The 26,350-nt window shown below is 65.2% G+C and carries 24 protein-coding genes, 1 tRNA gene and 1 riboswitch; of the genes, 16 read left to right on the forward strand and 9 right to left on the reverse strand.

Translation table 11 applies throughout. The annotated features are described in order from the left end of the window. Nucleotides 1-29: 29 nt before the first annotated feature. The 10 genes from rsmB (at nucleotide 30) to ACEN9T_RS25225 (ending at nucleotide 10,380) form a co-directional block, all read left to right on the forward strand. On the forward strand, nucleotides 30-1,361 hold the full coding sequence (gene rsmB / locus ACEN9T_RS25180; RefSeq protein WP_413707407.1) for a 16S rRNA (cytosine(967)-C(5))-methyltransferase RsmB: 1,332 nt from the start codon (nucleotides 30-32) through the stop codon (nucleotides 1,359-1,361). 13 nt (nucleotides 1,362-1,374) lie between these two features. Continuing rightward, nucleotides 1,375-2,145 carry a DUF4390 domain-containing protein gene (locus tag ACEN9T_RS25185; protein WP_413707408.1) on the forward strand — a complete coding sequence of 257 codons (771 nt, stop codon included), beginning with the start codon at nucleotides 1,375-1,377 and terminating at the stop codon, nucleotides 2,143-2,145. After that, on the forward strand, nucleotides 2,142-4,613 hold the full coding sequence (locus ACEN9T_RS25190) for a sensor histidine kinase (RefSeq protein WP_413707409.1): 2,472 nt from the start codon (nucleotides 2,142-2,144) through the stop codon (nucleotides 4,611-4,613). Before ACEN9T_RS25185 ends, ACEN9T_RS25190 begins: the two co-directional genes overlap by 4 nt. Before the next feature lie 36 nt (nucleotides 4,614-4,649). Next, a complete protein-coding gene (locus tag ACEN9T_RS25195; RefSeq protein WP_413707410.1) occupies nucleotides 4,650-5,366 on the forward strand; it encodes a response regulator in 717 nt (238 codons plus the stop codon). 67 nt (nucleotides 5,367-5,433) lie between these two features. Further along, nucleotides 5,434-5,509: transfer RNA gene (locus ACEN9T_RS25200), tRNA-Phe, on the forward strand. A gap of 288 nt (nucleotides 5,510-5,797) precedes the next feature. After that, nucleotides 5,798-6,103, forward strand: coding sequence for a hypothetical protein (locus tag ACEN9T_RS25205; protein ID WP_413707411.1), 306 nt, complete (start codon nucleotides 5,798-5,800; stop codon nucleotides 6,101-6,103). 177 nt (nucleotides 6,104-6,280) lie between these two features. Continuing rightward, nucleotides 6,281-7,189 carry a MurR/RpiR family transcriptional regulator gene (locus tag ACEN9T_RS25210; protein WP_413707412.1) on the forward strand — a complete coding sequence of 303 codons (909 nt, stop codon included), beginning with the start codon at nucleotides 6,281-6,283 and terminating at the stop codon, nucleotides 7,187-7,189. 16 nt (nucleotides 7,190-7,205) lie between these two features. Then, complete coding sequence (locus ACEN9T_RS25215; RefSeq protein ID WP_413707413.1) at nucleotides 7,206-8,561, forward strand: aspartate aminotransferase family protein; 1,356 nt, start codon at nucleotides 7,206-7,208, stop codon at nucleotides 8,559-8,561. Then, nucleotides 8,555-9,391 carry a 3-keto-5-aminohexanoate cleavage protein gene (locus ACEN9T_RS25220; protein WP_413707414.1) on the forward strand — a complete coding sequence of 279 codons (837 nt, stop codon included), beginning with the start codon at nucleotides 8,555-8,557 and terminating at the stop codon, nucleotides 9,389-9,391. The genes ACEN9T_RS25215 and ACEN9T_RS25220 overlap by 7 nt, the downstream gene beginning before the upstream one ends. 83 nt (nucleotides 9,392-9,474) lie before the next feature. Continuing rightward, complete coding sequence (locus ACEN9T_RS25225; protein WP_413707415.1) at nucleotides 9,475-10,380, forward strand: glutamate/aspartate ABC transporter substrate-binding protein; 906 nt, start codon at nucleotides 9,475-9,477, stop codon at nucleotides 10,378-10,380. A gap of 15 nt (nucleotides 10,381-10,395) precedes the next feature. Here the strand turns inward: ACEN9T_RS25225 and ACEN9T_RS25230 are convergent, their stop codons facing one another. After that, nucleotides 10,396-11,733 (reverse strand): protoporphyrinogen/coproporphyrinogen oxidase, encoded by a 1,338-nt coding sequence (locus ACEN9T_RS25230; RefSeq protein ID WP_413707416.1) that lies wholly within the window; start codon nucleotides 11,731-11,733, stop codon nucleotides 10,396-10,398. Nucleotides 11,734-11,821: 88 nt separating this feature from the next. Between ACEN9T_RS25230 and ACEN9T_RS25235 the strand changes: the two genes are divergently transcribed. Beyond that, nucleotides 11,822-12,370 (forward strand): TetR/AcrR family transcriptional regulator, encoded by a 549-nt coding sequence (locus tag ACEN9T_RS25235; protein WP_413707417.1) that lies wholly within the window; start codon nucleotides 11,822-11,824, stop codon nucleotides 12,368-12,370. A 9-nt stretch (nucleotides 12,371-12,379) separates the two neighbouring features. Here ACEN9T_RS25235 and ACEN9T_RS25240 read toward each other — a convergent pair whose 3' ends face one another. From ACEN9T_RS25240 to ACEN9T_RS25255, 4 genes are all read right to left on the reverse strand, one after another. Beyond that, nucleotides 12,380-13,612 carry a multifunctional CCA addition/repair protein gene (locus ACEN9T_RS25240; RefSeq protein WP_413708510.1) on the reverse strand — a complete coding sequence of 411 codons (1,233 nt, stop codon included), beginning with the start codon at nucleotides 13,610-13,612 and terminating at the stop codon, nucleotides 12,380-12,382. A gap of 50 nt (nucleotides 13,613-13,662) precedes the next feature. Then, the gene (locus tag ACEN9T_RS25245; RefSeq protein ID WP_092973979.1) at nucleotides 13,663-14,352 is read right to left on the reverse strand and encodes a glutathione S-transferase family protein; all 690 of its coding nucleotides are present in this window, start codon (nucleotides 14,350-14,352) and stop codon (nucleotides 13,663-13,665) included. Nucleotides 14,353-14,577: 225 nt separating this feature from the next. Next, entirely contained in the window at nucleotides 14,578-15,582 is a 1,005-nt protein-coding gene (locus ACEN9T_RS25250; protein ID WP_413707418.1) for a complex I NDUFA9 subunit family protein, read from the reverse strand. Nucleotides 15,583-15,764: 182 nt separating this feature from the next. Beyond that, nucleotides 15,765-17,717, reverse strand: a complete 1,953-nt coding sequence (locus ACEN9T_RS25255) for a transglycosylase SLT domain-containing protein (protein WP_413707419.1) — start codon at nucleotides 17,715-17,717, stop codon at nucleotides 15,765-15,767. 43 nt (nucleotides 17,718-17,760) lie between these two features. On the opposite strand from ACEN9T_RS25255, the gene ACEN9T_RS25260 reads away from it, so the two are divergent. Together ACEN9T_RS25260 and ACEN9T_RS25265 are read left to right on the forward strand one after the other, a co-directional pair. After that, a complete protein-coding gene (locus tag ACEN9T_RS25260; protein ID WP_413707420.1) occupies nucleotides 17,761-18,366 on the forward strand; it encodes a 5-formyltetrahydrofolate cyclo-ligase in 606 nt (201 codons plus the stop codon). 17 nt (nucleotides 18,367-18,383) lie between these two features. Then, nucleotides 18,384-18,998 carry a pyridoxamine 5'-phosphate oxidase family protein gene (locus tag ACEN9T_RS25265; protein ID WP_413707421.1) on the forward strand — a complete coding sequence of 205 codons (615 nt, stop codon included), beginning with the start codon at nucleotides 18,384-18,386 and terminating at the stop codon, nucleotides 18,996-18,998. 4 nt (nucleotides 18,999-19,002) lie between these two features. On the opposite strand, the gene ACEN9T_RS25270 is transcribed toward ACEN9T_RS25265, so the two are convergent. The 4 genes from ACEN9T_RS25270 to ahcY are packed head-to-tail and all read right to left on the reverse strand — an operon-like array spanning nucleotide 19,003 to nucleotide 22,157. Then, the gene (locus tag ACEN9T_RS25270) at nucleotides 19,003-19,461 is read right to left on the reverse strand and encodes a TfoX/Sxy family protein (RefSeq protein ID WP_413707422.1); all 459 of its coding nucleotides are present in this window, start codon (nucleotides 19,459-19,461) and stop codon (nucleotides 19,003-19,005) included. Nucleotides 19,462-19,491: 30 nt separating this feature from the next. Further along, nucleotides 19,492-20,322: a methylenetetrahydrofolate reductase [NAD(P)H] gene (metF, locus tag ACEN9T_RS25275; protein ID WP_413707423.1), complete on the reverse strand. Its 831-nt coding sequence runs from the start codon at nucleotides 20,320-20,322 to the stop codon at nucleotides 19,492-19,494. Between the two features lie 10 nt (nucleotides 20,323-20,332). Further along, on the reverse strand, nucleotides 20,333-20,677 hold the full coding sequence (locus tag ACEN9T_RS25280; RefSeq protein ID WP_004628357.1) for a phage holin family protein: 345 nt from the start codon (nucleotides 20,675-20,677) through the stop codon (nucleotides 20,333-20,335). Between the two features lie 55 nt (nucleotides 20,678-20,732). Next, nucleotides 20,733-22,157 (reverse strand): adenosylhomocysteinase, encoded by a 1,425-nt coding sequence (gene ahcY, locus ACEN9T_RS25285; protein WP_413707424.1) that lies wholly within the window; start codon nucleotides 22,155-22,157, stop codon nucleotides 20,733-20,735. 108 nt (nucleotides 22,158-22,265) lie between these two features. Continuing rightward, nucleotides 22,266-22,340, reverse strand: a riboswitch (S-adenosyl-L-homocysteine riboswitch). Between the two features lie 573 nt (nucleotides 22,341-22,913). Between ahcY and ACEN9T_RS25290 the strand changes: the two genes are divergently transcribed. From ACEN9T_RS25290 to ACEN9T_RS25300, 3 genes are all read left to right on the forward strand, one after another. After that, nucleotides 22,914-23,198 carry a hypothetical protein gene (locus ACEN9T_RS25290; protein WP_413707425.1) on the forward strand — a complete coding sequence of 95 codons (285 nt, stop codon included), beginning with the start codon at nucleotides 22,914-22,916 and terminating at the stop codon, nucleotides 23,196-23,198. Nucleotides 23,199-23,408: 210 nt separating this feature from the next. Then, nucleotides 23,409-24,866 carry an alkaline phosphatase gene (locus ACEN9T_RS25295; protein ID WP_413707426.1) on the forward strand — a complete coding sequence of 486 codons (1,458 nt, stop codon included), beginning with the start codon at nucleotides 23,409-23,411 and terminating at the stop codon, nucleotides 24,864-24,866. Nucleotides 24,867-24,883: 17 nt separating this feature from the next. Then, complete coding sequence (locus ACEN9T_RS25300; protein WP_092973958.1) at nucleotides 24,884-26,278, forward strand: alkaline phosphatase; 1,395 nt, start codon at nucleotides 24,884-24,886, stop codon at nucleotides 26,276-26,278. The last annotated feature ends 72 nt before the right edge of the window (nucleotides 26,279-26,350 follow it).

Consider the following 26,350-nt stretch of genomic DNA (forward strand, 5'->3'; position numbering starts at 1 on the left):
ATTTTGTCTGCCTGATTTCCTGCTGCCCGATGCGCCTGCCGCCCGATTCCCTCGCCCACGCCTTGTCGCTTGCCGCCGCCGCCCTGGGCAAGCTGCGGCAGGGCGTGGCATTGCCCCAGGCCATCGACGCCGTATGCCAGGGCCAGCCCGCCCCGGTGCGGGGTGCCGTCCAGGATCTCGCCTACCGCGCTACGCGCTGGCTCGGCAGCACCGACTGGCTGATCCGCACGCTGATCCCGCGCCCACCCGCCGAAGGCGCCGCCAACCTGCTGCGCGTGGCGCTCGCACAATTGCTGGACGACCCGCTGCCGTACGCGCCATTCACCGTGGTCGACCAGACCGTGACGGCGGCCTCGGCTGATCCGAAGCTTTCGCACGGCAAGGGCATGGTCAACGGCGTGCTACGCCGCTTCCTGCGTGAGCAAGATGCGCTGGTGGCGGATATGCAGGCGGATCCGTCGGCCGCCACCAACTACCCAACGTGGTGGATCGACGCCGTACGCAGCGCGTATCCTGACGCGTGGCAAGCCATCTTGGCCGCCGGCAACCGCCGCCCACCGATGGTTCTGCGCGTGAACCCGCGCCGCATTGCCATCGACGCGTATCTCGCACGCTTGGCTGAGGCCGGCATCGACGCCGAGCGCATCGGCGAACAGGCCGTACGCCTTGCGCGCGCCGTCCCCGTTTCCGAACTGCCGGGTTTTGCAGACGGCGATGTCTCCGTGCAGGACGCCGGTGCGCAACTGGCGGCAACGCTGCTCGACGTGGCACCCGGCCAGCGCGTGCTCGATGCCTGCGCCGCACCTGGGGGCAAGACCGGCCATCTGCTTGAGCTGACTGACCGCCTGGACGTGACGGCGCTCGAGTCGGATGCCGCGCGCGCCGTGCGCATCGGCGAAAACCTGGCGCGCTTGCACCAGACCGCCACCATTTGCGTCGGCGATGCGGCCCAACCCGACACCTGGTGGGACGGCCGACCGTTCGACCGCATCCTGGCCGATGTGCCGTGCTCGGCCGCCGGCATCGTGCGGCGCCATCCGGACATCCGCTGGCTGCGCCGACCCGCCGACCTCAAGGCGCTGGCCGGGCTGCAGCGCGACATCGTGCGCGTCTTGTGGGCATGCCTGAAGCCGGGTGGCAAGTTGCTTTATGTCACCTGTTCGATTTTTCCGACGGAAGGCGAGGACCAGGCCCGATGGTTTGAACGCCATCTGGAAGATGCGATACGATTGCACGCGCCCGGCCAGTTGCTGCCGGTCTCGCCCGACGCGGCGCAGACCAGCGGATTCGCCGCCGGCGCGTCGCCCTTGCCGCTCGATCACGACGGCTTCTTTTACGCGGTTTTCCAGAAACGGCCTTGATGCACCGACCGTTGTGACTGTCATCCTTCGCCCATCGATCCGGCTGCTGCAAACCCGGTTCCGGCAGATTCTGCAACGGCTGGTCGCGCTGGTCGCATTGGGCATGCTGCTTTGGTGGCCGGTCGCGGCGCCCGCACAGTCCATCGAAATCAACCGGGCACAGCTCGAATACGCCGACGGCGGCTGGAACCTCTCCGTTGATTTCGACTTCGACCTGCCGAGCAACCTCGAAGACGCAGTGAACAAGGGCATCGCGCTCTACTTCCTCGTCGAATTCGAGCTGATCCGCCCGCGCTGGTATTGGTTCGATGACCACGCCATCAGCGCCACGCGCGTGGTGCGACTGTCGTATCACCCGCTCACACGCCAATACCGGGTATCGACCGGCGGCCTGCAGGTGCCGTTCTCGCGCCTGAAAGACGCCGTCGACTTCATGCAGCATGTACGCGGCTGGCGCGTGTTCGAACAGCGCGCCGTCAAGGCCGGCGAAACCGTGCAGGCGGAAGTGCGCATGCGCCTGGACGTGACGCAGTTGCCCAAGCCGTTCCAGATCAACGCCGTCAACACGCGTGACTGGAATCTCAGCTCCGAATGGAAGCGCTTCAACCTGCTGGTGCCGAATGAGCCGCCGCCGGCCCCGGCGCCCGTGCCTGCTGCGCCACCGGCCAGCACACCGGCATCGTCCCCGCCGGCTTCCGGTTCGTCTGGCCTGTCGCCCAATCCGGGCTGGGGCATGAGCGCCGGCCCGTCCAGCACCGGCCCGCTGCTGGCTCCCGCCAAATGATCTTCGATCGCAGCTACAAGCGGCTGCTCTATCAGGTGGTGGCGGGCACCATCGTCTTCCTGGCGATCGTGCTGGTGGGCCTGCTGGCTGCCGCATCGGCCAACACCGAGTTCTTCGACCGGTATTTCACGCTGCTCTACAAGGTCAACCTCGTCATCGGGGTGCTGCTGGTGGTCATCATCGGTGGGCTGATGCTGGCGCTCGCGCTACGCGCGCGGCGCGGCAAGTTCGGCACGCGGCTGATGACCAAGCTGGCGGTATTCTTCGGCGTGGTGGGCGTCCTGCCGGGGGTGCTGATCTATCTGGTGTCGCTGCAGTTCGTGTCGCGCAGTATCGAGTCATGGTTCGACGTGAAGGTCGAATCGGCGCTGGAGGCGGGCCTGAACCTCGGCCGCTCGACCATGGACACGGCGCTGGCCGATCTGCAGAACAAGGGTCGCCTGATCGCGGAGCAGGTGGGCGATGGGTCCGCCTCGGCTACGGCCATCACGCTCAATCGATTGCGCGAGCAGTTCGGCGTACAGGAGGCGACTATCTTCACGGCCAGCGGCCGCGTGATTGCCACCGCGTCAAACACCTACGACACGCTCGTCCCCAACCTGCCCGGCCAGGCTGTGCTCGAGCAGGCCCGCGCGCCGGGCGGCTACGCCAGCCTGGAAGGCGGCAGCGATACCGAAACCGATAGCGCCTCCGCGCCGGCCGCCTCCGCACCCACGCCGCGCAACAACGGCCACCGCAGCGATCTTTACCAACTGCATGTGGTGGTGGCACTGGGCACGTCGTCCCGCGACGAGCCCGCGCTGGGGCTGAGCACGCCGGCACGCAAATGGGCCGGCACGGGCCTGCTGGCAGACCGCCGACCGGAAGATGGCGGCAGCACCTCGCGCGGCTTCGGCCTGATCGGCGAGAGCGGCCGCGACGAACGCTTCCTGCAGCTCGTACAACCGGTGCCGCAGGCGCTCGCCCGCAATGCCGATGCCGTCCAGCGCGCCTACCAGGAATACCAGGAGAAAGCGCTCGGCCGCACGGGTCTGCGCAAGATGTACATCGGCACGCTTACGCTCACACTGTTCCTGGCGGTGTTTATCGCGGTGATGCTCGCCCTGCTGCTCGGCGCACAGCTGGCACGGCCGCTGCTAATGCTGCTCCAGGGCACGCGCGAAGTGGCCGAAGGCGATCTCTCGCCCAAGCGGGAACTGCATACGCGCGACGAACTCGGTGTCCTCACCCAGCAGTTCAACCAGATGACGCGCCAACTCGCCGACGCGCGCCGCGCCGTTGAGCAGAATCGGGCGGCACTCGAGCAATCGAAAGCCTATCTTGAGAGCGTGCTGACCAACCTGACCGCGGGCGTCTTCGTGTTCGACCATCGCTTCGTACTGCTGACTGCCAACCCGGGTGCCGAGCGCATCTTCAAACAGCCCTTCGGCGCATGGGTCGGCCAGGCGCTGACCAGCATCACGCCGGTGGCAGCCTTCGCGCCGGTGGTCGAACAGGCCTTCGCTGAACAAGACGCAAGTACAGCCGCCGGCGGCGTAGTGGCCCACTGGCAGAAGCAGGTCGAAATTCCGCTCGAAGACGAAGACGAACCCCTCACGCTGCTGGTGCGCGGCACGCGCCTGCCCGGCCCGTCGGTGGGCGCGCACGGCACCGAGCGCGGCTATGTGGTCGTGTTCGACGATATTTCCGACGTGATCTCCGCGCAGCGCTCGGTGGCGTGGGGCGAGGTTGCGCGGCGCCTCGCGCACGAGATCAAGAATCCGCTCACGCCCATCCAGCTCTCGGCCGAGCGTCTGGAGATGAAGCTTTCACCCAAGCTGTCGGACGCCGACGCCGAGGTGTTGCGACGCGGCGCCACCACCATCGTCAACCAAGTGTCGGCGATGAAGCGCATGGTCGATGACTTCCGCGACTACGCCCGCACGCCGCCGGCCATGCTGCAGGAGCTGGACCTCAACGCGCTTGCCGCGGAGGTGCTGCACCTGTACGGCATCGATCACCCTGACCGCCGCGATCACCCCGTCATCGAGGCCAAGCTGGGCGCCAATCTGCCGCTCATCAAGGGTGACCCGACGCAACTGCGCCAGGTCATCCACAACCTGCTGCAGAATGCGCAGGACGCCGTAGCGGAGAATGAAGCGGCAGGGCGACCCGCTCCGCATGTCATGTTGCAAACTGACACGGTAGAATACGACGACGCTTCGGGCGCGCGGCGGCAGGCCGTGCGGCTTGCGATCGCGGACAACGGCGGCGGGTTCTCTTCCCGCATCCTCAACCGCGCCTTCGAGCCGTACGTCACGACCAAAGCCAAGGGCACAGGATTGGGCTTGGCCATGGTGAAGAAAATCATGGATGAGCACGGGGCGCGTATCGAATTGCGCAACCGCCAATCCAACACAACATCGGGCACATCGGGTACCGACACCGTCGGCGCCCAGGTTTCCATACTGTTCGTAAAACTCGCGTAGCGCGGACGGCAATCCCGCCGCACATAGAGGAAAAGCATGGCCACCATCCTCGTTGTCGACGACGAAATGGGTATCCGGGAGTTGCTCTCCGAAATCCTCGGAGACGAAGGGCACGTTGTTGAAGTCGCCGAGAACGCGCAGCGCGCGCGCGAATACCGCGCGAATGCAACGCCCGACCTCGTCCTGCTCGATATCTGGATGCCGGATACCGACGGCGTAACGCTGCTCAAAGAATGGGCATCGCAAGGTCTGCTGACCATGCCCGTCATCATGATGTCGGGCCACGCCACCATCGACACCGCCGTTGAGGCGACCAAGATCGGCGCGCTGAATTTCCTGGAGAAGCCCATCGCACTGCAGAAGCTGTTGACGGCGGTGGAGCAGGGCTTGTCGCGCAGCAAGGAAAAGCCGCGCTCGGCAACGCCGGCTGCCACACCGGCGGCAGGCCTCGCGGGTGCCATGCCCAACGCCGCCGCAGCAGCAGGTACGCCTGCCGCGCTCGATCGCACCGATATCAATGGCGTACCGACCCGCGCAGCCGAAGGCGGCGGCATGCAGTTTTCGTTCGACATGCCGCTGCGCGAAGCGCGCGATCTCTTTGAACGCGCCTACTTCGAATACCACCTGCAGCGCGAAGGCGGCAGCATGACGCGCGTGGCAGAAAAGACCGGCCTGGAGCGGACCCACCTGTACCGCAAGCTCAAGCAACTGGGCGTCGAACTCTCGCGCAACAAGGGCGAACCGGCCGCGTAATCATCAAAGTGCTCAGAGATGCTTGACGGCAGGGCCCAACCCCTGTCATACTTGCCTTTCTTTGCTTGGCCCGGTAGCTCAGTTGGTAGAGCAGCGGATTGAAAATCCGCGTGTCGGTGGTTCGATTCCGCCCCAGGCCACCAAAATTCCTCGCTCTTCAAGATCAATCGATTTTGCAGGGCAACAAAAAAGACCTCCTCGCGAGGTCTTTTTTCATTTCTGCGACGCCGTTCGCGCGTCCCCGTCATCTCCCCCATTTGCCGCGCCAGCCTACGATCTGCGGCGCAGTGTCGCACTCACAAAAAATGTACCCGAGCCTCTTGACGCAGCGCAGCTCAGGGTATACCTAGCGACGCAAACTGCGCCAAACTGTCGCAGGTCTCGGTATAGTGACTCAACGCTATCAAACGGCAAGCACAAGGAGATTCTCCATGGCACTCGTTGGCACTGGTCACCACCACTTCCATTTCCACGCTTTCGACGGCATCAGCCGCAAGACGCGGTTGACGTGGTTGCGCAATGCCGCGGCGCTGACGTGCTTGATGGCCCTCGTCGCGGCCATGTGGGTTGGCGGTAATCTGTCGGCGTTGATGCATACGCCGCTCATGAGCGGGGTTTCGTCGCTGGGCGCGGTGATGATTCTGGCCTGCACGTGCATGGCGCTGAGCCTGCTTGGCCTGATCGGCGCCGGCTTCTTCCAGCTGCGCATGGAACAGCTCGACGCGCCAGCAACCTGAGACGCACACATCACACGCAAGACGGAGGCTTCGGCCTCCGTTTTTGTTTGCTAGACGGCCGCATTCCTAGGATGCGGCCGTTTTTGCTTTCGCCCACCGCACTGAGGTCAACCCGAACTTGACTCATTTGTTTCAATTGCGTAGTTTACGAAACAGTTGAATCATTTCGGTCACCTCATGACGTTCGATGAGCTCATGCAAACGCTGCGCGACCGCGCCGGCGATTTGTCTCCGCAACTGCAGCGCGCCGCCATGTTGCTGGAGACGCACCAGCACGACATCGCCCTGCTCTCGATGCGGGATTTTGCGCGCCGCTGCGACCTGCCACCTGCCACGTTCTCGCGCTTGGCGCGCGCGCTGGGCTTTGATGACTTTGCCGCGCTGCGTGATATCTGCGTGACCCACCTGCGCCAGAAGGCAGACGGCTTTGCCGGCCGTGCCACTGCGCTGCAGGGCGACGATGGGGCAGGCGCATCAGAGGCCGAGCGCATCGGCATGGCCATCGGTGCGCATGTGCAGTCGGCGTTTTCGCCAGCAAACCTCGCGGCGCTGGATATGGTGGCCGCCGCGCTCTGCAAGGCCCGCCGGGTCTATCTGCTGGGCGCACGCAGTTGCCTGGCGCTGACGCATGCATTCGGCTATGCCGCACAGCTGTTCGACGACAAAGTCACGCTGTGCACCGGCAGCGGCAACACGCTGGCCGACCCTCTGCGCTTTTGCGGCGAGGACGACATCGTCGTGGCCGTCACGTTTGATCCATACACCCGCGAAGTCATTGAGGCGATGCAGTACGCGCATACGCGCGGTGCACGCATCGTGTATGTGACCGACAGCGCCATCGCCCCCGGCGCAGAACTGGCCTGGCAACAGCTCGTCGCGCCCGTCGCCATCCCGTCGTTCTTCCATTCGCTGGCTGCACCGCTTGCGCTGCTCGATGCGCTGCTGATGACATGGTTCCGCCACGCCGGCCCAAGGGCGCTCGCCCACCTGGCCGACAGCGACGCCCAGCTCAAGCAACAAGCCGCCTACGTACGCAGTGCCCGCCGCAGCGAAGCGGCGGTCGCCGTGCCGCCCACTCAACGTTGAACCCTCCCGACCGTCCATGACACCGTCCACCACCTCCGTCTTCCATCGCGACCCGCGCAAGATGTTGCCCACTGCTGTCGGCGGCGAAGGCATGACCCTCATCGATTCCGACGGCAAGCGCTACCTCGACGCCTGCGGCGGCGCCGCCGTTTCGTGTCTCGGTCACGGCCACCCGCGCGTAGTGGACGCCATCTGCAAGCAGGTGCGCGCGCTGGCCTATGCGCACACGTCGTTCTTCACGACGGACGTGGCAGAAGAACTGGCCGCGCGCCTCGCCGCTGCGGCGCCGGGCGATCTGGACCACGTGTATTTCGTCTCCGGCGGTTCGGAAGCGATTGAAGCGGCGCTGAAACTCGCACGCCAATACTTCGTTGAAATCGGCCAGCCGCAGCGCCGGTACTTCATCGCGCGGCGTCAGAGCTATCACGGCAACACGCTGGGCGCGCTGGCGATCGGCGGCAACGCGTGGCGCCGCGAACCGTTCCTGCCACTGCTGGTGCCGGCTCACCATGTTTCGCCGTGCTATGCGTATCGCGAGCGTCTGGATGGCGAGAGCGACGCGCAATACGTGCAGCGCCTGGCCGACGAGCTGGACGTGAAGATCGTTGAACTCGGCGCAGAAAATGTCGCGGCCTTCGTCGCCGAAACCGTGGTGGGCGCCACGGCCGGCGCGGTGCCGCCGGTGGGCGATTACTTCCGCAAGATGCGGGCGGTGTGCGATCGCCACGGCGTGCTGCTGCTGCTCGATGAGGTGATGTCCGGCATGGGCCGCACGGGCTACCTGTTTGCATGCGAGGAAGATGGCGTAGTGCCCGACATGGTCGCCATTGCCAAGGGGCTGGGCGGCGGGTATCAGCCGATCGGCGCGACGCTGGTGAATCGCCGCATTTACGACGCCATCACGAACGGCAGCGGCTTCTTCCAGCATGGCCACACTTATATTGGTCACGCCACGGCATGCGCGGCGGCGCTGGAAGTGCAAAAGGTGATCGAGGAAGACAACTTGCTCGCCAATGTGCAGGCGCGTGGCGAACAACTGCGTGCGGCGCTGCGCGCGCGCTTTGCAGACCACGCACACGTGGGCGACGTACGCGGGCGTGGGCTGTTCGTCGGCGTGGAGCTGGTGGCGGATCGCGCGACCAAGGCGCCGCTGGCACCTGCATGCAAGACGCACGCACGCGTGAAGGCCGAAGCCATGCAGCGCGGCCTGATGGTGTATCCGATGGGGGGAACCATTGACGGCCGGCGCGGCGACCACATCCTGCTGGCGCCGCCGTTCATTGCCAGCGCGCAGGACATCGACGCGATCGTCGAACGCCTGGGCGATGCGGTTGACGCCGCCACTGCCAAGGCCCAGGAGGCCGCATGGTGACCCGACCTATCGCCATCGCCGTTGCGCCCAACGGCGCGCGCAAGACGCACGCCGATCACCCCGCACTGCCGATCACGCCCGACGAACTGGCCGCCTGCGCGCGCCAATGCGTGGAGGCCGGCGCGGCGATGCTGCATCTGCATGTGCGCCGCCCAGACGGCACGCATAGCCTGGAGCCTGGCGACTACCGCCCGGCCATCGCCGCCGTGCAACGCGCCGTGGGCGACGCGCTGGTGATTCAGATCACCACCGAGGCCGTTGGCATCTACGCGCCCGAACAGCAGATGGCCTCGGTACGCGTGCTGCAGCCGGAGGCGATTTCCGCCGCGCTGCGCGAGCTGGTGCCCGATGCCGCGTACGAGGCGGAAGCGGCACGCTTCTTTGGTGAGCTTGCTGCCACGCGCACAGCCATCCAGTACATCCTCTATTCCGCCGACGACGTGGTGCGCTACCGCGACCTGCGTGCGCGGGGCGTGCTGCCAGAAACACCGCATTGGGTGCTGTTCGTGCTCGGCCGCTACAGCGCAGGCCAGCGCTCAGACCCCACCGACCTGCTCCCGTTCCTGCAGGCGTGGGCCGATGGCGGTGACGTCACCGCCAACGTGCCGTGGGCGATGTGCGCGTTCGGCCCGCGTGAAGCCGAATGCGCGCTCACCGCAGCGTTGCTCGGCGGCCATGCGCGCCTGGGATTCGAAAACAACATGGCCCTGCCCGACGGCAGCACAGCGCCCGACAACGCGGCGCTCGTCACCAACCTGCGACGGCATCTCGACGCGCTGCACCGGCCGCTGGCCAGCGCCGCAGATGTGCGTAGCTGGTTCGGCCGTTAAGACGTTCCGCATTCATCGACACGAAGCCAAAGCACAGACGGCCGCAACACAACAGGCCGCGCACCACAACCATTGGAGGAAGTATGCATTTGACCACCCGCTGTATCCGGATCATCCCGCTTGCGCTGACGAGCCTGCTCGCGATCGGCGCGCACGCGCAAGCCCTCGACGGCACGCTCAAGAAGATCCAGGACAGCAACACGATCCTGATCGGCGTGCGTGAATCGTCCATTCCGTTTTCTTACCGCGACAGCAAGAACGAGATCGTCGGTTTCTCGGCCGATCTCTGCTCCCGCGTGATCGACGCCGTCAAGAAGAAGACGGGCAAGCCGAACCTCGACATCAAGCAGATTCCGGTGACCTCGCAGAATCGGACATCGCTGGTGCAGAACGGCTCGGTCGATCTGGAGTGCGGAGTCACCACGCACCTGAAGTCGCGCGAGCAGCAGACCGCTTTTTCGACGACCTTCTTCATCGCCGGCACGCGCCTGCTGACCAACGTGAAATCGGGGGTGAAGGATTTCCCCGACTTGGCGGGCAAGTCGGTCATCACCAACGCCGGTACCACGTCGGAACGCATCCTGCGCAAGATGAACGACGAGAAAAAGATGAACATGAACGTGATCAGCGGGAAGGATTACGGTGAATCGTTCCTCACGCTGCAGAGCGGCCGCGTGGCGGCGTTCATGATGGATGACGTGCTATTGGCGGGTGCACGCACGCTGGCACAGAAGCCGGACGACTGGGTCGTGACCGGCACGCCACAGTCATTCGAAGCCTACGGCTTCATGCTGCGCAAAGACGATCCTCAGTTCAAGAAGCTGGTGGACGACACGATGACCGGCGTGATGAAGAGCGGCGAGATCAAGACGCTTTACGCGAAGTGGTTCGAAAAGCCCGTGCCGCCCAAGAACCTGAACTTCAACTTCCCGATGAACGATCAGTTGAAGGCGCTGTACGCCAACCCGAACGACGCGCCGTTCGAGTAAGCGCAGCGGGCAGCATTACGCCACCGTCCGGGCCAACGCGGCGCGCTCTGCCTGCGGGATGCGCGCCGCCAACAGGTGGCTCGCGGCCCACTGCCCGGACTCGGCGGCGCCGTCCGTCCACGGGCTGCCAAGATAATCCCCCGCCAGCACGATCCGGCGATCACGGCCGAGCGTGGCGCGGTACGCCGCAATGGCACGTGCACGGCCGACGGGCGATCGCGGCTCGGCCGCGGCCCAGCGTTGCGCATGCGCCGACACCACTGCGCGCTCCACGCCAGGCAGATGCACTGCGATTGCCTCAATGGCAAGGCGGATCAGCATGGCATCGCTCTGCGGCATGGCGCGCGTCGCGGCCTGCTCGCCGAACATCGCACAGACGATGGGACCATCGCCTCGCCCGGCACCGTGTTGAAACGTCAGCGCCGCCAAAGGGCCGCCCTCCACAGGCGAAAACAGCGCGCCGTACGCCTGCGCAAATACCTTCGGTGCCGACCATGAAGGGGAGAGACCCAGGGCCACGTGGATGCTCGGCGCGTAGGTCGCATCGAGCACTGCGGCCTCGCCCAGCGTCGGACGGGGCAACCACGCCCGCGTTGCATGTGCAGGCGTGGCGAGCACCGCGCCGTCGGCGCTGATCCACTCTCCGTTGACGCACAGGCGCACGCCATCGGGCGTTTCGGCAACCTGTTCGACGTTGGCGCCGTAACGCACATCGAGCGACGCGGCCATCGCACGCGGCAGCGCCTGCCAGCCGCCTTCGACGATCAGCGTGTCTGCGCCGCGAAATGCGCCCAGGGCCGCCAGCAACGCTCGCGAGGTCCCTTTCAGCCGGTGAAAGTAGAGGCCATGCACCATGGGTTCGAAGACGTACCGTGCGGCACCGCCGCCGAACACGCGTGTGGCCCAGTCCTGCGCGTCGGCGTCGTCGAATGCGGCCAGACTGGCGTAATGATTGGGGTCAATGCCGCGCGCCTCCCGCGCTGAAGCAAAGCCGCCTCGCAGCATCTGCCATGTTTCGCCACAAGTGAGTTGACCGGTGGTGGCAAGCGCCCATGTGCGTTTGGAATGCACGGCGCGAAAGTCCTGCCCTCGCTGCAGCGCCGCCACCGCCGAAGTCTTGTGCAGCCGTGACGACAACCCCGCCTCGTGCAGCAGCGGCAGCACGTGGCGGTATCGCGACGACACGAATTGCGCGCCGCATTCGATGGTGTGTCCGTGAAACGGCACGCTGAGGATGCGGCCGCCGGGGGCGCGCGCCGCCTCGAATACTGTGACGGCGCACCCTGCGCGCTGCAGATGCCGCGCGGCGTTCAGTCCCGCAATGCCCGCACCGACTACGATGAAATGTCGCATGGCTAAAAGGTGAATGGTGACGCGACTTACAATACCGGCCGGCCGCGCACCATACACAGCCTGTCAGTTTCTGCACGAGGACACCGCCATGCCCCGAACCACCCGCACGCGCTGGATCGAAGCCGGTTTCGAACTGCTCGACATGTATGGCGCAGACGGGGTCTCGGCCGAGCGCCTGGCGCGCCGTCTGAACGTGACGCGCGGCGCGTTCTATCACCACTTCAGCAGCCGCACCGACTACGTGCGCAGCCTCCTGGCCGAATGGGAACGCGCTTATACCGGCAGCATCCTTTCGCTCGTCAAACCGGACGACACCGCAGAGACCCTGCTCATGCGCTACCTCGACGTGGCCGCATCGATGCACCCGCAGCGGGAGGTGGCCATCCGCGCGTGGGCCATGCGGGAGCCATTGGTGGCGGAATATCTCGAACGCGTGGATTCCCAGCGACTGGCCTTCGCCACGCAACTGTGCGGCTTGCACGGAGGTGTACCCGACGACGCCGCGTTCTGGGGCCGCATCGCGCATCTATGCTTCATCGGCACGCAGCAGACCACGGCCCGCCCCGACCCTGAGGCGTTCCGGGCGTTCTTTCTGAAGTTGTTTGCGATGTCGCAGCGGCTGGCCGTGCCAGCCTAACCGTCGGACCTAGACGCCGGCCTGCGCAACGGCCTCGATGCGCGCCTGATGCACGGCTTGTTTGATGTGCGCCGGGTTGTCGGCGTAGCGCTTGGCGACAGCGCCCGCGTCAATGGATGCTGCGGCCTGGAGCGCGCGCAGCAGACGCTCCGTCTGCGGATAGCTGCGGTCTTCAAACCCGAGCCGGCCACGCGCGTCGGCCTCGCACGCCTGCAGGGCCTGACGGAAACGATCGGGCTTGCGAAGGGCATCGCAGCGCTCCAACAGACGCACCAGCGCCGCCGCATCGAAACCATCGCAGCGATGGATGTTGCCGTGCTCGCGCGCCACCACCAGCGCCAGTTCGCGGCACTCGGTCGGCACGCGCAGGCGCTGGCACACCGCTTCGATCAGCGGCAGGCTGCGCTCTTCGTGGCCGATGTGGCGGGGCAGGATATCGTCGGGCGTGGTGCCCTTGCCCAGGTCATGCACCAGCGCGGCAAAGCGTACCGGCAGCGACGTCGCCATCGCTGCTGCGGTTTCGATCACCATCATGGTATGCACGCCGGTATCGACTTCGGGGTGATAGTCGGCGCGTTGCGGCACGCCCCACAGCCGGTCAAGTTCCGGCAGCAGGCGCACCAGCGCCCCGCAATCCCGCAGCACGGCAAACATGCGCCGTGGGTGGGCTTCCATCAGGCCGCGTGCAATCTCCTGCCACACACGCTCGGGCACCAGCGCATCGACTTCGCCGGCCTGCACCATGCGCTGCATCAGCGCGTTGGTTTCTGGCGCGACATGAAAATCGGCAAAGCGCGCAGCAAACCGCGCCAGGCGCAGGATGCGCACCGGGTCTTCCATGAACGCATCAGATACATGCCGGAACGTGCGCGAAGCCAGGTCAGCCTGTCCTCCATACGGGTCGATGACGGGGCCAACCAGCGCGCCGTCTTCCGCCACGCGCTGCGCCATCGCGTTGATGGTCAGGTCGCGGCGGATGAGGTCGTCTTCGAGCGTGACATCCGGCGCGTAGTAGACCGAGAAGCCCTTGTAGCCGGCAGCCGTCTTGCGCTCGGTGCGGGCGAGTGCGTATTCGGCATGCGTCGCCGGGTGCAGGAAGACCGGGAAATCCTTGCCGACCGCGCGAAAGCCACGTGCCTCCATGGCTTCCGGCGTGGCCCCGACCACAACGTAATCCCGGTCCTGCACCGGCAGCCCGAGCAGCGCGTCACGAATCGCGCCGCCCACGGCATACACATCCAGCCCGTGTGTGGCCGGATCGACGATGGCTTCCGTCTGTGCTGCGCGTTCCGTCATTGATTGGCCGCGACCAGCGTGTCTTCGTCCGGCGCGGTGCGGTACGGCTCGTCGTCGGCCAGGAAGTCATGCTCAGCGCGTGCGCCGTCGATCCATTCCTGCATGGCGGGCAGGTTGAGAATGTAATCGGCGTAGGTCTTGGCGGCCTCCGGCAGACGCACGCCGTACGTGGCGAAGCGGCTGACCACCGGCGCGTAGAACGCGTCGGCCACCGTGAAGTGGCCGAACAGGAACGGACCTTCGGCTGCGTACTTCTGGCGCAGCTCGGTCCAGATCGTGGCAATGCGGTCGATGTCGCGCTGCACGGCCACGTTCCAGCCCATGCCGGGCAGCACGGCGGTCACGTTCATCGGCATGTTGTTGCGCAGGTTGGTGAAGCCGCTATGCATTTCAGCGCAGACCGAGCGGGCGTGTGCGCGGGCCTTCGGGTCGACCGGCCACAGTTGTGCGCGCGGAAAACGCTCGGCCAGCGTCTCGCAGATGGCGAGCGAATCCCATACCGTCATGTCGCCGTCCACCAGCACGGGCACGCGGCCCGCCGGCGAATAGCGACGAATCTCGGTGGAAAACCCTTCGACAAAAAGACGCACGCGAATCTCTTCGAACGGAATGCCGGCCTGCTTGGCGAGCAGCCACGGGCGTAGCGACCACGACGAATAGTTCTTGTTGCCGATGACCAGTTTCATGATTCCCGTCCTTGGAGAGTGCACAGCAATTATTGTGGGAGCCCGCCAGCATCGCGCGGGAATGCCGGGGCGCTCTAGTCTTGTTGTATCGGAAGCGGCGAGCGGCAGCGCGAGGGCGAACGAACCATTCTAGCCTTGCGCTGCAGCGCCACAAAATGAAACGGATTGGCCACGGTTGTGAAGCGGATTCACAAAGAGGGCAGATCCTCCGGGTTTCCGTAGCTTCTAGCGGTGGACCCTTGTGCGTGCAGCACGCAATCCGCGGTCCGGCCCAAAACCGGCCAGCGCGGGCAACATCACCGCCTCCATGCCGAGCGGGTGGATGCCGAGTTCGGGCGCGACCGGTTCCATGCTGACGTTGTCCACGCGCATGGAGTCGAGGTTGTCCCGCGAGATGGGCGCGCCAGGCAGATGCTCGAGCAGCGCGGCCTGCATGCGGCCCAGACCCTCAGGAAGTGGCACGATCCAGCGCGGGTGGCCGCTGGCACGTCCGGCAAAGCGCATCAACTCCGCCAGGGTGTAGACGCGCGGCCCGACCAGCGGATAAGCATGCCGGATCGTCGCGGGCTTCTTGAGCGCATTGATGAACGCGGCGGCCACGTCGTCCACGTACACGGGCTGGAAGCGCGCGTCGGCACAGGCCAGTGGCACGAACGGCGCCATGCGCTGCATGCTCGCAAACAGATTCAGGAAATGATCCTGCGGGCCGAAGACCACCGATGGGCGGAACACCGTCCAGTCGAGCTCGCTGTTCATGACCACGCGTTCGCCGTCGCCCTTGCTGCGCAGGTACATCGACGGGCCGGCGGGGTCGGCGCCCAGCGCGCTCATGTGCAGCAGCCGGTTCACGCCATGGCGTCGGCATGCGGCGACGATGCGGCGGGGCAGATCGACATGCACGCGCTGGAAGTTCGGCCCGTACGGCATCTCTCGCGCATCCTGCAGCACACCGACGAGGTTGATGACGGCACAGTGCTCGCCGCCGCGTTCGGTGAGCGCCAGGAACAGCGCTTCGAGGGCATCGTCGGCGTAGATGTCGGCGTCCATCACGTCCACACGCGGCAGCAGGGTGAGATTGTGTGCGCGGGCAGACTCAGGATCGCGCGTGGGCACGATCATCCGGCCCTCGGGGAGGCCGGGCGTGGAAAACGTCTCCGTCACCAGCCGAGACAGCAACTGCGAACCGATAAAACCGGTACCGCCAAAGACGAGCAGATTGGAGGGCTGCATAGAGGCATCTCCAAGACGGGAGGGGGGCAACACCACAATACATCCCGAAGGCGATCGCCCCCAAGATATGTCGACGCGGCGTGCCGCAAGCCACACTTCTGTGCGCCAGCCAGCGCACGCGCCCATGAAAAAACGCCCGCGTTGCGGCGGGCGTTTGGGTGAGCGGGATAACGATCGAGCACTTATGGCAGGTCGTCCGGCGTCACGGATTCCGGCGCCACCTTGCCCAGGCGGTCCTTCAGCGACTGCGGGCGGCCGGTCAGCAACGCACTGTAGTACGTCGCGTTCGACAGCACGTTTTTCACATACGTGCGGGTCTCGTTGAACGGGATCGTCTCGGCGAAGATCGCACCTTCCACCGGCCGCGCGAGCGTCGAGCGCCAGCGTTTCGGGCGGCCTGGGCCCGCGTTGTAGCCGGCGGTAGCCAGCGTGAGCGAACTGTCCAGGTTGGTCAGGATCATCGACAGATAGGCCGTACCCAGCAGCACGTTGGTATCGATGTCGCTCATCTGCGAAACACGGAACCCCGGCAGGCCGATCTTCTTGGCGATGTGCTTGGCGGTCTCCGGCATCACCTGCATCAGGCCCGAGGCACCCACCGACGAACGCGCGTCCATGATGAAGCGCGACTCCTGGCGGATCAGGCCGTAGGCCCAGGCAATATCCAGGCCCACGGCATCGGCGTTGCGCTGGACCACATTGAGATACGGCGTCGGGAAGCGCAGCGAGAAGTCGTGCTCGGCCTTGGTCTTGTCCGCGGAATTGACGGTGCGATCGAGCAGGCCGAGCTTGCGGCCATATTCGGCTGCGGCAAGCAACTCGCGGTCGCTCATGTTGCGTAGCTCCCAGTTCCACTCGCGGTTGCCTTCGAAGCGCAGATTCAGATCGTACAGCTTCTTGGCACGCCCAAAGCCCGGATGGTTGCGGCCCATCACGTCGATCTCGGCGTCGGCCACGGTCGTGCGGGGTGGCACGGTGATGCGCTGACCGAGTTCTTCCTGCGCCAACTGACCGTAGAAGTTGAACTGGCCGGCAATCGACTGGAACTGCTGGCGGGCTTCGTCGTTGCGGTTGTCGGCCTTGAGCGCGCGGCCGTACCAGTACGCCCAGGCGGGATCACGATCGCGCAGGCTGGGGCGCATTTTCTCAACGGCCTGACGCACCATCTTCCAATCGCCGGCGCGCAAGGCCGTGCGCACGCGCCACTCCTGCGACTCGTCGGAGAGGTAGGCATCGCCGCCGAGCGTCAGTTGGCGACGGTAGGCATCCAGCGCATCGGGCGTCTGCTTCTTGGCGGCGTACTGACCGATCACGCCCCAGCCCGCGCCTTGCTCTTCGCGCGACAAGCTGCCGGTTTGCGCCAGCAGATACGCCGTCGCCTGCGACGGATCATTGCGCGCCATGCGGGTCACGTTGGCCAGCGTGTCGTTGTCTACGCGATCGCCCTCCGGCAGCACCGCCGCAATGCGCGACGCCTGCGTGACGAGGTTCTGCTCCAGCGACAGCCGCGCCGCAAAGGCCACATCCGCACGGGTGAACTGCTTGGACTGCGCGAGATAGCCGATCAGGTCGACACAGCCTTCGCCATAGCCCTTGGGATCCGACAGCGTGCTACGCGCATCGGCGGCCACGTTCTGGCCTTTCATCGCGCGCGAGAGCAGCGCATAGCACTCGACCTGCGTATCGTCCTTCAGCACGAAATTGGGGTATTCCGCATCGAACGTCGCCCAGTCGCGCTTCTTTCCGAGCACGAGCAGCCAATCATTGCGCAACCGGTCGGCAATCGCCTCGCCCTTGTAGCGCTGCAGGAACGAACGGATTTCATCTTCCGGTGCATCGGTGCGGGCATAGCCGCTGGCATCGTACAGCTGCGGCTTGATGCGGAAATACTGCACGTACGACTGGATCGGGTAATCGGAGAGGCTGTCGGCCAGCTCCCAGCTGCGCGACACATCGTTGCGGCGCGCCGCGTTGCGCAGCTCGACAAACGCATCGTCCGGATTGGCCGGAATGCCTTGCGGCGCCTGGCGCTTTGCGGCCACCGCCAGCGGTGTCGGGCCAACCACGCTCATGCCCACCACGCCCGCAAAAGCCAGCGCGACCGCGCGATATACTGCCTTGGCCTTCAATGTCATCTCCTGCCCCATCCAATCACTGTTAGGTCTGCCGAATTATCCCATGTCAGCCTTAGGGAACCCGCAAGATCCGGCCAATCCCACCACGCCAATCGAATCGCGCCGCACGCTGCGCACCATGTTGCTCGATGCACGCGCCGCGCTGCCAGATCGCATCGCCCGCGATGCCGCGCTGGCGCATCACCTGGCCGGGTTGCTGAACGCACTGCCCGTCAAACGCCTGGCCGCCTACTGGCCAACGCAGGGAGAGTTCGATGCGTTGACCTTGCTGGGCCTTTGGCTGGCGGCTGACGCCACGCGCCATGCACTGCTGCCCATAGTGACTGACAAATTCTCTCCCCTGCAGTTTCGGCGATGGACGCCCGATTGTGAAATGACGCCCGGCGCGTACAACATCCCCATCCCCCGCTCGGGTGAGATGGAAACGCCCGATGCCTTGCTGATCCCATGCGTGGGCTTTGACGCGCGGCGCTATCGCATCGGCTACGGCGGCGGCTTCTACGATCGCACGCTGGCTGCGCTGCAAGCCGCAGGGCACCGCCCGCGCACGATTGGCGTGGCATATGAAGTGAACCGCGTGGAATCCATCGCGCCGGAACCGCACGACATCGCGCTGGACTGCATCGTCACCGAGCGCGGCGCGTTCTAACCCTGCACAGGAAGCCCATGTCCCACACCCTGAAAACCGTTGCCGACCTTGAAGCCGTGTATGGCGCCCCGAACCCGCGTTCGCTGCTCAAGGAGATCGACCACCTGAACGCCGACTATCGCGCGTTCGTGGAGGCGTCGCCGTTCATCGTGCTGTCATCGGTGGGCGCGCAGGGCACGGACGCTTCGCCGAAGGGCGATGCGCCGGGCTTCGTGCGCATCCTCAACGAACGCCTGCTGGCGATTCCCGATCGGCCCGGCAACAACCGCATCGACAACCTGCGCAACATCGTCGAAGACGGCCGCGTGTCGGTGCTCTTTATCGTGCCGGCTGTGGGTGAAACCTTGCGCGTGAACGGCACGGCGACCATCTCGGCGGATCCGGAATTGCTCGCGTCATTTGCGGTGCAGGGGAGGCTTCCGCGCAGCGTGATCCTCGTGCAGGTGCAGACGGTGTACTTCCATTGCTCGAAGGCGCTGGTGCGCTCAAAGCTGTGGGAGCTCGGCGCGCAGGAAACCAAACCGGCCGTGCCCACCGCAGGCAAGATCCTGCAGCGCATCAGCGGTGGCGCATTTGATGGCGACGCCTATGATCGCGAATTGCCCCAGCGCCTGAAGACAACGCTGTACTGAGCGTTCAGCGCTTGACTGTCTTTTTTGCGGCGACCTTCTTGGTCGCCGTTGTCTTTGTTGCCTTGGGCGCCTTGGCAGTCTTTGCTGCGGCGCGCTTCGGCTTGGCGGCCTTGGCATTGGCGTCACGCAGCGCGGCTTCAATGGCCAGCCGCACCCAGTCGCGCAAGGGCTGTCCACCATCGAGCGCCTCTGCCGGCGTGCTCAGGTAGCCCGTCATGCTGATGGTGCGGCCGTTGCGCTCGTAACTGAACGGCGTGCATTTTTCAGCGAGAAAACGTTCGCGCGTGAGGTCGTCCACGCGCAGATAAGACGTGCCGCGCAGCACCAGCGCAAAGACGATGTCGTCGTAATAGAGCGCCGCACCGCTGAACATCCGGCGGGCGCGGATCTCACCGATCTGTGCGGCGAGCGGCCGGAGTTCGTCAAGCAACCAGGCGATCAGCGGATCGGGTGCGGCTGCCATGACGATCTCCTTTGCTTTGCTGCTTTCTGCTTACAGGCCCAGACGCTGCCAGATGGCACGCGTGGAGCCGGCGGCATTGAGCGTGTAGAAGTGCAGGCCCGGCGCGCCGCCTTGCAGCAGGCGGTCGCACATGGCCGTGACCACGTCCAGGCCGAACGCGCGGATCGATTCACGATCGTCGCCAAAGCCTTCGAGGCGCTTGGCGATCCAGCGCGGCACTTCCGCACCGCACATCTCGGAAAAGCGCATCAGCTGCGACGAATTCGTGATCGGCATGATGCCGGGCACGATGGGCACTTCTACGCCGAGCTTGCGTGCGTCGTCCACGAACTGGAAATACGCGTCCGAGTTGAAGAAATACTGCGTGATGGCGGAATCGGCACCAGCCTTCACCTTGCGTGCGAAGTTTTCCAGATCGTGCCGCGCCGAGCGCGACTGCGGGTGGTATTCCGGATACGCCGCCACTTCGATGTGGAACGCCTCGCCGGTTTCCTGGCGGATGAACTCGACCAGCTCGTTGGCAAAGCGGAATTCACCGATCTCGCCCATGCCCGACGGCATGTCGCCGCGCAGCGCGACGATGCGGCGGATGCCGTGTTCGCGATACGTGTTGAGAATGCCGCGAATGCTCTCGCGCGACGAGCCCACACACGACAGGTGCGGCGCCGCTTCGATGCCTTCGCGCTGGATTTCCACTACGGCGTCGAGCGTGCCCTGTTGCGTGGTGCCGCCCGCGCCGAACGTCACGGAGATGAAGCGGGGCTTGAGCGGCGAAAGCTGCGCGCGCGTGTTGCGCAGCTTCTCGGCGCCTTCCGCCGTCTTGGGCGGGAAGAATTCGAAACTGAATTGACGGTCTTGCATGACAGAAACCTTAAGCCTCGCGCAGCAGCAAGCTCGAGAGCAGCCACGAGATCACGCTGTACAGGATGGAGCCCAGCAGCGCGGCGCCAAAGCTGGCCACCTGAAAGCCCGCCAGCAGGTTGCCGACAAACAGGAACAGCAGCGCGTTGATGATGAAGATGAACAGCCCGAGCGTGAGCAGCGTCACCGGCAGGGTGAGGATCACCAGGATCGGGCGGATCAGCGTGTTGACCAGACCCAGCACGAGCGCCGCGATCAGCGCGGAGCCGAAGCCGTTGACGTGGATGCCTTTGAGCAGATAAGCGACAAGAAGCAACGCCAGCGCGTTGATGACCCAGACAGCGAGCAGTCTCATGGAGGAGTCCTCGGTTGGAGAGCCGGCGGCGGGGAATGCCGCCGGCAGGTACGGCTTAGTAGCGGTAGTGGTCAGCCTTGTACGGGCCTTCCTTGCTCACGCCAATGTACGCAGCTTGCTGATCAGTCAGTTCGGTCAGTTGCGCGTTCAGCTTCTTCAGCTGCAGGCGCGCGACCTTCTCGTCCAGGTGCTTGGGCAGCGTGTAGACGCCCACCGGGTACTTGTTCGAGCCCTTCACCGCTTCGGTCCACAGTTCGATCTGCGCGATGGTCTGGTTGGCGAACGAGCTGCTCATCACGTACGACGGATGGCCCGTGGCGCAGCCCAGGTTCACCAGGCGGCCCTTGGCCAGGATGATGATCTTCTTGCCGTCGGGGAAGATCACGTGATCGACCTGCGGCTTGATCTCTTCCCACTGGTACTTCTCGACGGATGCGATATCGATCTCGTTATCGAAGTGGCCGATGTTGCAGACGATGGCCTGGTCCTTCATCCGGGCCATGTGGTCGTGCGTGATGACGTGGTAGTTGCCCGTGCAGGTCACGAAGATGTCGCCGTGCTCGGCGGCGTAATCCATGGTCACCACGCGGTAGCCTTCCATGGCGGCCTGCAGCGCGCAGATCGGGTCGATTTCGGTTACCCACACTTGCGCCGACAGTGCGCGCAGTGCCTGGGCCGAACCCTTGCCCACGTCGCCGTAGCCGGCCACGATCGCCACCTTGCCGGCGATCATCACGTCGGTCGCGCGCTTGATGCCGTCGACCAGCGATTCACGGCAGCCGTACAGGTTGTCGAACTTGCTCTTGGTGACCGAGTCGTTCACGTTGATGGCCGGGAAGCGCAGCTCGCCGCGCTGGGCCATCTGGTACAGGCGGTGCACGCCCGTGGTGGTTTCTTCGGTCACGCCCTTGATGGCGTCGAGGTTGCGGCTGTAGAACGTTGCGTCCTTGGCCAGCTTTTCCTTGATGGCCGCGAACAGGAAGGTTTCTTCTTCGCTGGTCGGCTTGGCGATCACGGAAGCGTCCTTCTCAGCCTTGGCGCCCAGGTGCAGCAGCAGCGTTGCGTCGCCGCCGTCGTCCAGGATCATGTTCGGCGTGCCGCCGTCGGCCCATTCGAAGATGCGGTGGGTGAAGTCCCAGTATTCCTTGAGCGATTCGCCCTTGAAGGCGAACACCGGCGTGCCCGAGGCGGCAATCGCGGCGGCAGCGTGGTCCTGCGTCGAGAAGATGTTGCACGAGGCCCAGCGCACGTCGGCGCCGAGTGCCTTGAGCGTCTCGATCAGCACGGCGGTCTGGATCGTCATGTGTAGCGAGCCGGCAATGCGCGCGCCCTTGAGCGGCTGGCTGGCGGCAAACTCGTCGCGAATCGCCATCAGGCCGGGCATTTCGGTCTCGGCAATGGCGATTTCCTTGCGACCCCAGTCCGCCAGCTTGATGTCGGCGACGAGGTAATCGTGTTTCAGTTCGGTGACAGCGTTCATTGGATCACTCCGGAAAAGATGGGTGACCGCACGCGGGGAGATGACCACTGAGACGGGGCCCATGCTGGGGCCCCGGATAGATGCGTTCTCGCCATCGTGTCAGCCACGATACTGCGAGCGCCGTTTGAACTTCCGAGCCTGGCGGCTGGGCAGTGCCCACCCGTTGCAACGCTCCTCGGAATGGGCTGGATTGTAGCGGATTCTTGCGACAGAGCGCCGGGAAAAGAGCAAGGGCGCATGAACCGGATAAACGCCGTCTCGGACCGTGCAGCATTCATCACTCAAGCTGTGTCGATTGGAAGCTGAGGGCGAGCCGGCGCCACGACCACGAAATCGAGGCGGGATGCGGGATTTGGCGAAATATGACAGCTGAGCACGTTGATCCCGTCGCTATAATCCCCACCGTCACCGCCTCAACGGTGACCGGGTTTCGCAGCCCATCTCCTCCTCTTTTTTTCCCAGACGGACAGCCGCCTTTCGCGCGGCGTTTTCATGTCCGGTGCTTGCGCACGCCTATGCTTTTCATGGCGGGCCGGGCAGGGAGACCTTCGGGTCTGCCGGCAATGCTGGGATAGGAGGCCGGTCTGCGAACCCTGTCGTCAGGCCCGCCACCCTCGTTTCGCAGCGAGTGGCGAGCCTCCCTCTACCTATCCCCGGAGGCCACATGGCTACCGCACCCAGCGGGCATCGCCCCGCGTCTTACCCTTCCCCTCCACCTTGGCGCTGCACGCTTTCCACGCAACCGGGAGGTGCCGCATGTCGCTGACCAAAAACCGCCTCTACCTCGACGGCGCGATCTCGGCGCGCGCGTTTCTGTGCCGCACGCGCTCCGACATGCAGACCCATCGCCACCGGCGACTGGGCATGCTGCGCGAGCAGCTCACGTACTTCTCGGAACATGCGTATCCACCGGCATTCGTGAAGGGCTTTGTCGATGCCATCGATGCGTACCTGTCGATGTCGCTCGGGGGGAGCGACGTGGACCCGCGCACGTGGGAGGTTTTGGCCGCCATCGAGCGGCGGCAGGTCTCCGCCGCATAACAACAGCAAGACCTATCCCCGGGGCGGGCCGGGGATCGGCAACGCAATCAACGAGACGCCCATCGTCTCTCGCGCGTACCGGCGCACACGCGGCAGTGTCAAGGCGCTGTCACATTCCAACCTTGCGATCCGGTTAGCAAGTGGCGAAGCAGCATCACGGACCTGCAACACGCGGCCACCAAAGTCCGGGCATCGTTCAGGGAGCCAACGATGCACAACCATAAACTCACGAAGTACGCCGCCGCCGCGGCCGCTGCACTGGCCATGGCCGCGTGCGGCAGCGACGGCACGTCCACCACCGGCAGCGCCACGCCGGACACCACCCCGCCCAGCACCACGCCTGCCAAGAACGTCGTGTTCTTCCTGGGCGACGGCATGGGCCTGACCACCATGACCGCCGCGCGCATCTACAAGGTGGGCGAAGACGGCGAACTCACCATGGACACGCTGCCGGAAACCGGCTTCGTGCGCACGTTCTCGAACAACGCGCAGGTGACCGACTCGGCGCCGTCGATGTCGGCGTACATGACCGGCGTGAAGATGAACAACGAGGTCATCTCGATGTCGCCGGACACGATGGCCTATGACGCGGGCGGTAAGGATTACCTCTCGGGCGCCGACAGCACCTGCCCGAGCGGCAACGGCAAGCCCGTCACCACGCTGCTTGAGCTGATGAAGGCGGCAGGCTACGGCACGGGTGTGGTCACCACCACGCGCATCACGCACGCCACGCCGGCCGCCACGTATTCGCACATCTGCCACCGCGACGGCGAGAACACCATCGCCGCGCAACTCACGCCGGCCGGCAAGGGCTTCAACGCCGCGCTGGGCGATGGCGTGGACGTCGTCTTCGGCGGTGGCCGCAAGCACTTCCAGCCGACCACGGCGGGCGGCGCGCGCACCGACGGCCGCGACCTGATCGCCGAACTCAAGGCCGGCGGCTATCGCTACGCAAGCAACAAGGCCGAGTTCGACACGCTGCAGGCCACCGACGGCAAGGTCGTGGGCCTGTTCACCAGCAGCCACATGTCGTATGACCTCGACCGCGATCCGAGCAAGGAACCGAGCCTGGGCGAGATGACCAACAAGGCCATCGACGTGCTGGCCGCCAAGAAGAAGGGCTTCTTCCTGATGGTGGAAGGGGGCCGCATCGACCACGCGCTGCACGAAACCACCGCGCGCAAGGCCCTGCAGGACACGGTGGCGTTCGACTCCGCCATTCGCGGCGCGATCGACAAGCTGAACACGATCGACCCGGGCCTGAAGAACACGCTGATCGTCGTGACGGCTGACCACGACCACACGCTGGTGCTCAACGGCTACGCCAAGCGCACGGGCCCGACCAGCGACAGCAACCCCGGCGTGCTGGGCCTGCTGAAGAACTACGTGACGGGCGCCAACGCCACCGACACGGGCGGCAACCCGTTCACGATCATCGGCTTTGGCACCGGCGAGAACCGCCCGGCCACGCGCGGCGCGCTCACTGACGCGGCCGTGTACGACAAGAGCTACCACCAGGAAGCCGTGATCCCGGTTGCGCCGGGCGGTGAAACGCACGGCGGCACTGATGTCTTCATCGGCGCGCGCGGCCTGGGCGCCGAGCGCTTTACCGGCACGATGGACAACACCGAGGTCTTCGGCCTCATCAAGCAGGCCGTGGGTCTGTAAGAGGGAGAGGGCACATCATGAACACGCAATCGAACCGTATCCTGCGCGCCACGCTGCTGGCGCTGGCAGCCGGTGCCTGCGCCCAAGCGCACGCCGCCGGTGAAGCCAAGAACGTGATCTTCTTCCTGGGCGACGGCATGGGCCCGACCACCGTCACCGCCACGCGCATCTACAAGGTGGGCGAGGCCGGCCGCCTGACCATGGAATCGCTCAAGCGCACGGCACGCATCAAGACATACTCCAACGATGCGCAGACCACCGACAGCGCGCCATCGATGTCGGCGTACATGACCGGCGTGAAGATGAACAACGAAGTGATCTCCATGTCGGCCGACACCAAGGCCAGCGACGCCACGGGCAAGGGTTACGTGAGCGGTTCCGACTCCACGTGCCCGGCGGGCAACGGCACGCCCGCCGTTACGCTGCTTGAGCTGGCCAAGGCGGCCGGCAAGTCGGTGGGCGCGGTGACGACCACGCGCGTCACGCACGCCACGCCGGCCGCCACGTACTCGCATATCTGCCACCGCGACGGCGAGAACCAGATCGCCGCGCAAGGCGCGCCGGGCAACGCGCTGTACAACGCTGCGCTCAAGGATGGTCTGGACGTACTGCTCGGTGGCGGCCGCCGTCACTACCTGCCGCAAGGCACGACGGGCAGCAAGCGCACCGACACGACCGACCTGACCGCGCAGTTCCAGACCGCCGGCTACAGCTACGTCACCACCGGCACGCAGCTCACCGCCATCAATCCGGCCACGACGAACAAGCTGCTCGGCCTGTTCAACCTGGACCACATGAACTACGAGCTGGACCGCAAGAAGAACAACGTGGACGAGCCCAGCCTGGCCGACATGACCGAGAAGGCCATCCGCGTGCTGCAGAAGAACGGCAAGGGCTATTTCCTGATGGTGGAAGGCGGCCGCATCGACCACGCGCTGCACGGCACCAACGCCAAGCGCGCACTGGAAGATGCCGGCGCGTTTGACGAAGCCATCAAGCGCGCGCTGGGCACGGCGGATCTGTCGAACACGCTCATCGTCGTCACGGCCGACCACGACCATACGATGACGATCAACGGCTACCCCCGCAAGGGCAACCCCATCCTGGGCGTGTCGAACGACATCAAGACCGGCCAGCCGCAATTGGCTGCGGACGGCCTGCCGTACACCACGCTGGTGTTCGGCAACGGCGGCACGCCGCGCAAGGCCACGCGCGACAACGTGGCCTCGGTCGACACGGCTGCAGACGATTACCTGCAGGAAGTGGGCGTGCAGCTCGGCACCCCTGGTTCGGAAACGCACGGCGGCGGGGATGTGATGCTGTTCTCCTCTGGTCCGGGCAGCGCACCGCTGAAGGGCACGCTGGACAACACGAAAGTGTTCGGCGTGGTCAAGACGGCCATGGGCCTCTGATTCCTGCGTTTCCATTGACGCGCATGCCGACATGATCGGCATGCGCTTTTTTCGCTTTCTGCCCCATCGATT

The organism is Ralstonia sp. Ralssp110 (assembly GCF_047325135.1).
Lineage (GTDB): Bacteria > Pseudomonadota > Gammaproteobacteria > Burkholderiales > Burkholderiaceae > Ralstonia > Ralstonia mojiangensis.

Coding starts and splice junctions, on each gene's coding strand:
- rsmB (WP_413707407.1), top strand. CDS start 30: ATGCGCCTGCCGCCCGATTCCCTCGCCCACGCCTTGTCGCTTGCCGCC.
- ACEN9T_RS25190 (WP_413707409.1), top strand. CDS start 2,142: ATGATCTTCGATCGCAGCTACAAGCGGCTGCTCTATCAGGTGGTGGCG.
- ACEN9T_RS25195 (WP_413707410.1), top strand. CDS start 4,650: ATGGCCACCATCCTCGTTGTCGACGACGAAATGGGTATCCGGGAGTTG.
- ACEN9T_RS25205 (WP_413707411.1), top strand. CDS start 5,798: ATGGCACTCGTTGGCACTGGTCACCACCACTTCCATTTCCACGCTTTC.
- ACEN9T_RS25210 (WP_413707412.1), top strand. CDS start 6,281: ATGACGTTCGATGAGCTCATGCAAACGCTGCGCGACCGCGCCGGCGAT.
- ACEN9T_RS25215 (WP_413707413.1), top strand. CDS start 7,206: ATGACACCGTCCACCACCTCCGTCTTCCATCGCGACCCGCGCAAGATG.
- ACEN9T_RS25220 (WP_413707414.1), top strand. CDS start 8,555: ATGGTGACCCGACCTATCGCCATCGCCGTTGCGCCCAACGGCGCGCGC.
- ACEN9T_RS25225 (WP_413707415.1), top strand. CDS start 9,475: ATGCATTTGACCACCCGCTGTATCCGGATCATCCCGCTTGCGCTGACG.
- ACEN9T_RS25230 (WP_413707416.1), bottom strand. CDS start 11,733: ATGCGACATTTCATCGTAGTCGGTGCGGGCATTGCGGGACTGAACGCC.
- ACEN9T_RS25235 (WP_413707417.1), top strand. CDS start 11,822: ATGCCCCGAACCACCCGCACGCGCTGGATCGAAGCCGGTTTCGAACTG.
- ACEN9T_RS25245 (WP_092973979.1), bottom strand. CDS start 14,352: ATGAAACTGGTCATCGGCAACAAGAACTATTCGTCGTGGTCGCTACGC.
- ACEN9T_RS25250 (WP_413707418.1), bottom strand. CDS start 15,582: ATGCAGCCCTCCAATCTGCTCGTCTTTGGCGGTACCGGTTTTATCGGT.
- ACEN9T_RS25255 (WP_413707419.1), bottom strand. CDS start 17,717: ATGACATTGAAGGCCAAGGCAGTATATCGCGCGGTCGCGCTGGCTTTT.
- ACEN9T_RS25260 (WP_413707420.1), top strand. CDS start 17,761: ATGTCAGCCTTAGGGAACCCGCAAGATCCGGCCAATCCCACCACGCCA.
- ACEN9T_RS25265 (WP_413707421.1), top strand. CDS start 18,384: ATGTCCCACACCCTGAAAACCGTTGCCGACCTTGAAGCCGTGTATGGC.
- ACEN9T_RS25270 (WP_413707422.1), bottom strand. CDS start 19,461: ATGGCAGCCGCACCCGATCCGCTGATCGCCTGGTTGCTTGACGAACTC.
- metF (WP_413707423.1), bottom strand. CDS start 20,322: ATGCAAGACCGTCAATTCAGTTTCGAATTCTTCCCGCCCAAGACGGCG.
- ACEN9T_RS25280 (WP_004628357.1), bottom strand. CDS start 20,677: ATGAGACTGCTCGCTGTCTGGGTCATCAACGCGCTGGCGTTGCTTCTT.
- ahcY (WP_413707424.1), bottom strand. CDS start 22,157: ATGAACGCTGTCACCGAACTGAAACACGATTACCTCGTCGCCGACATC.
- ACEN9T_RS25290 (WP_413707425.1), top strand. CDS start 22,914: ATGTCGCTGACCAAAAACCGCCTCTACCTCGACGGCGCGATCTCGGCG.
- ACEN9T_RS25295 (WP_413707426.1), top strand. CDS start 23,409: ATGCACAACCATAAACTCACGAAGTACGCCGCCGCCGCGGCCGCTGCA.
- ACEN9T_RS25300 (WP_092973958.1), top strand. CDS start 24,884: ATGAACACGCAATCGAACCGTATCCTGCGCGCCACGCTGCTGGCGCTG.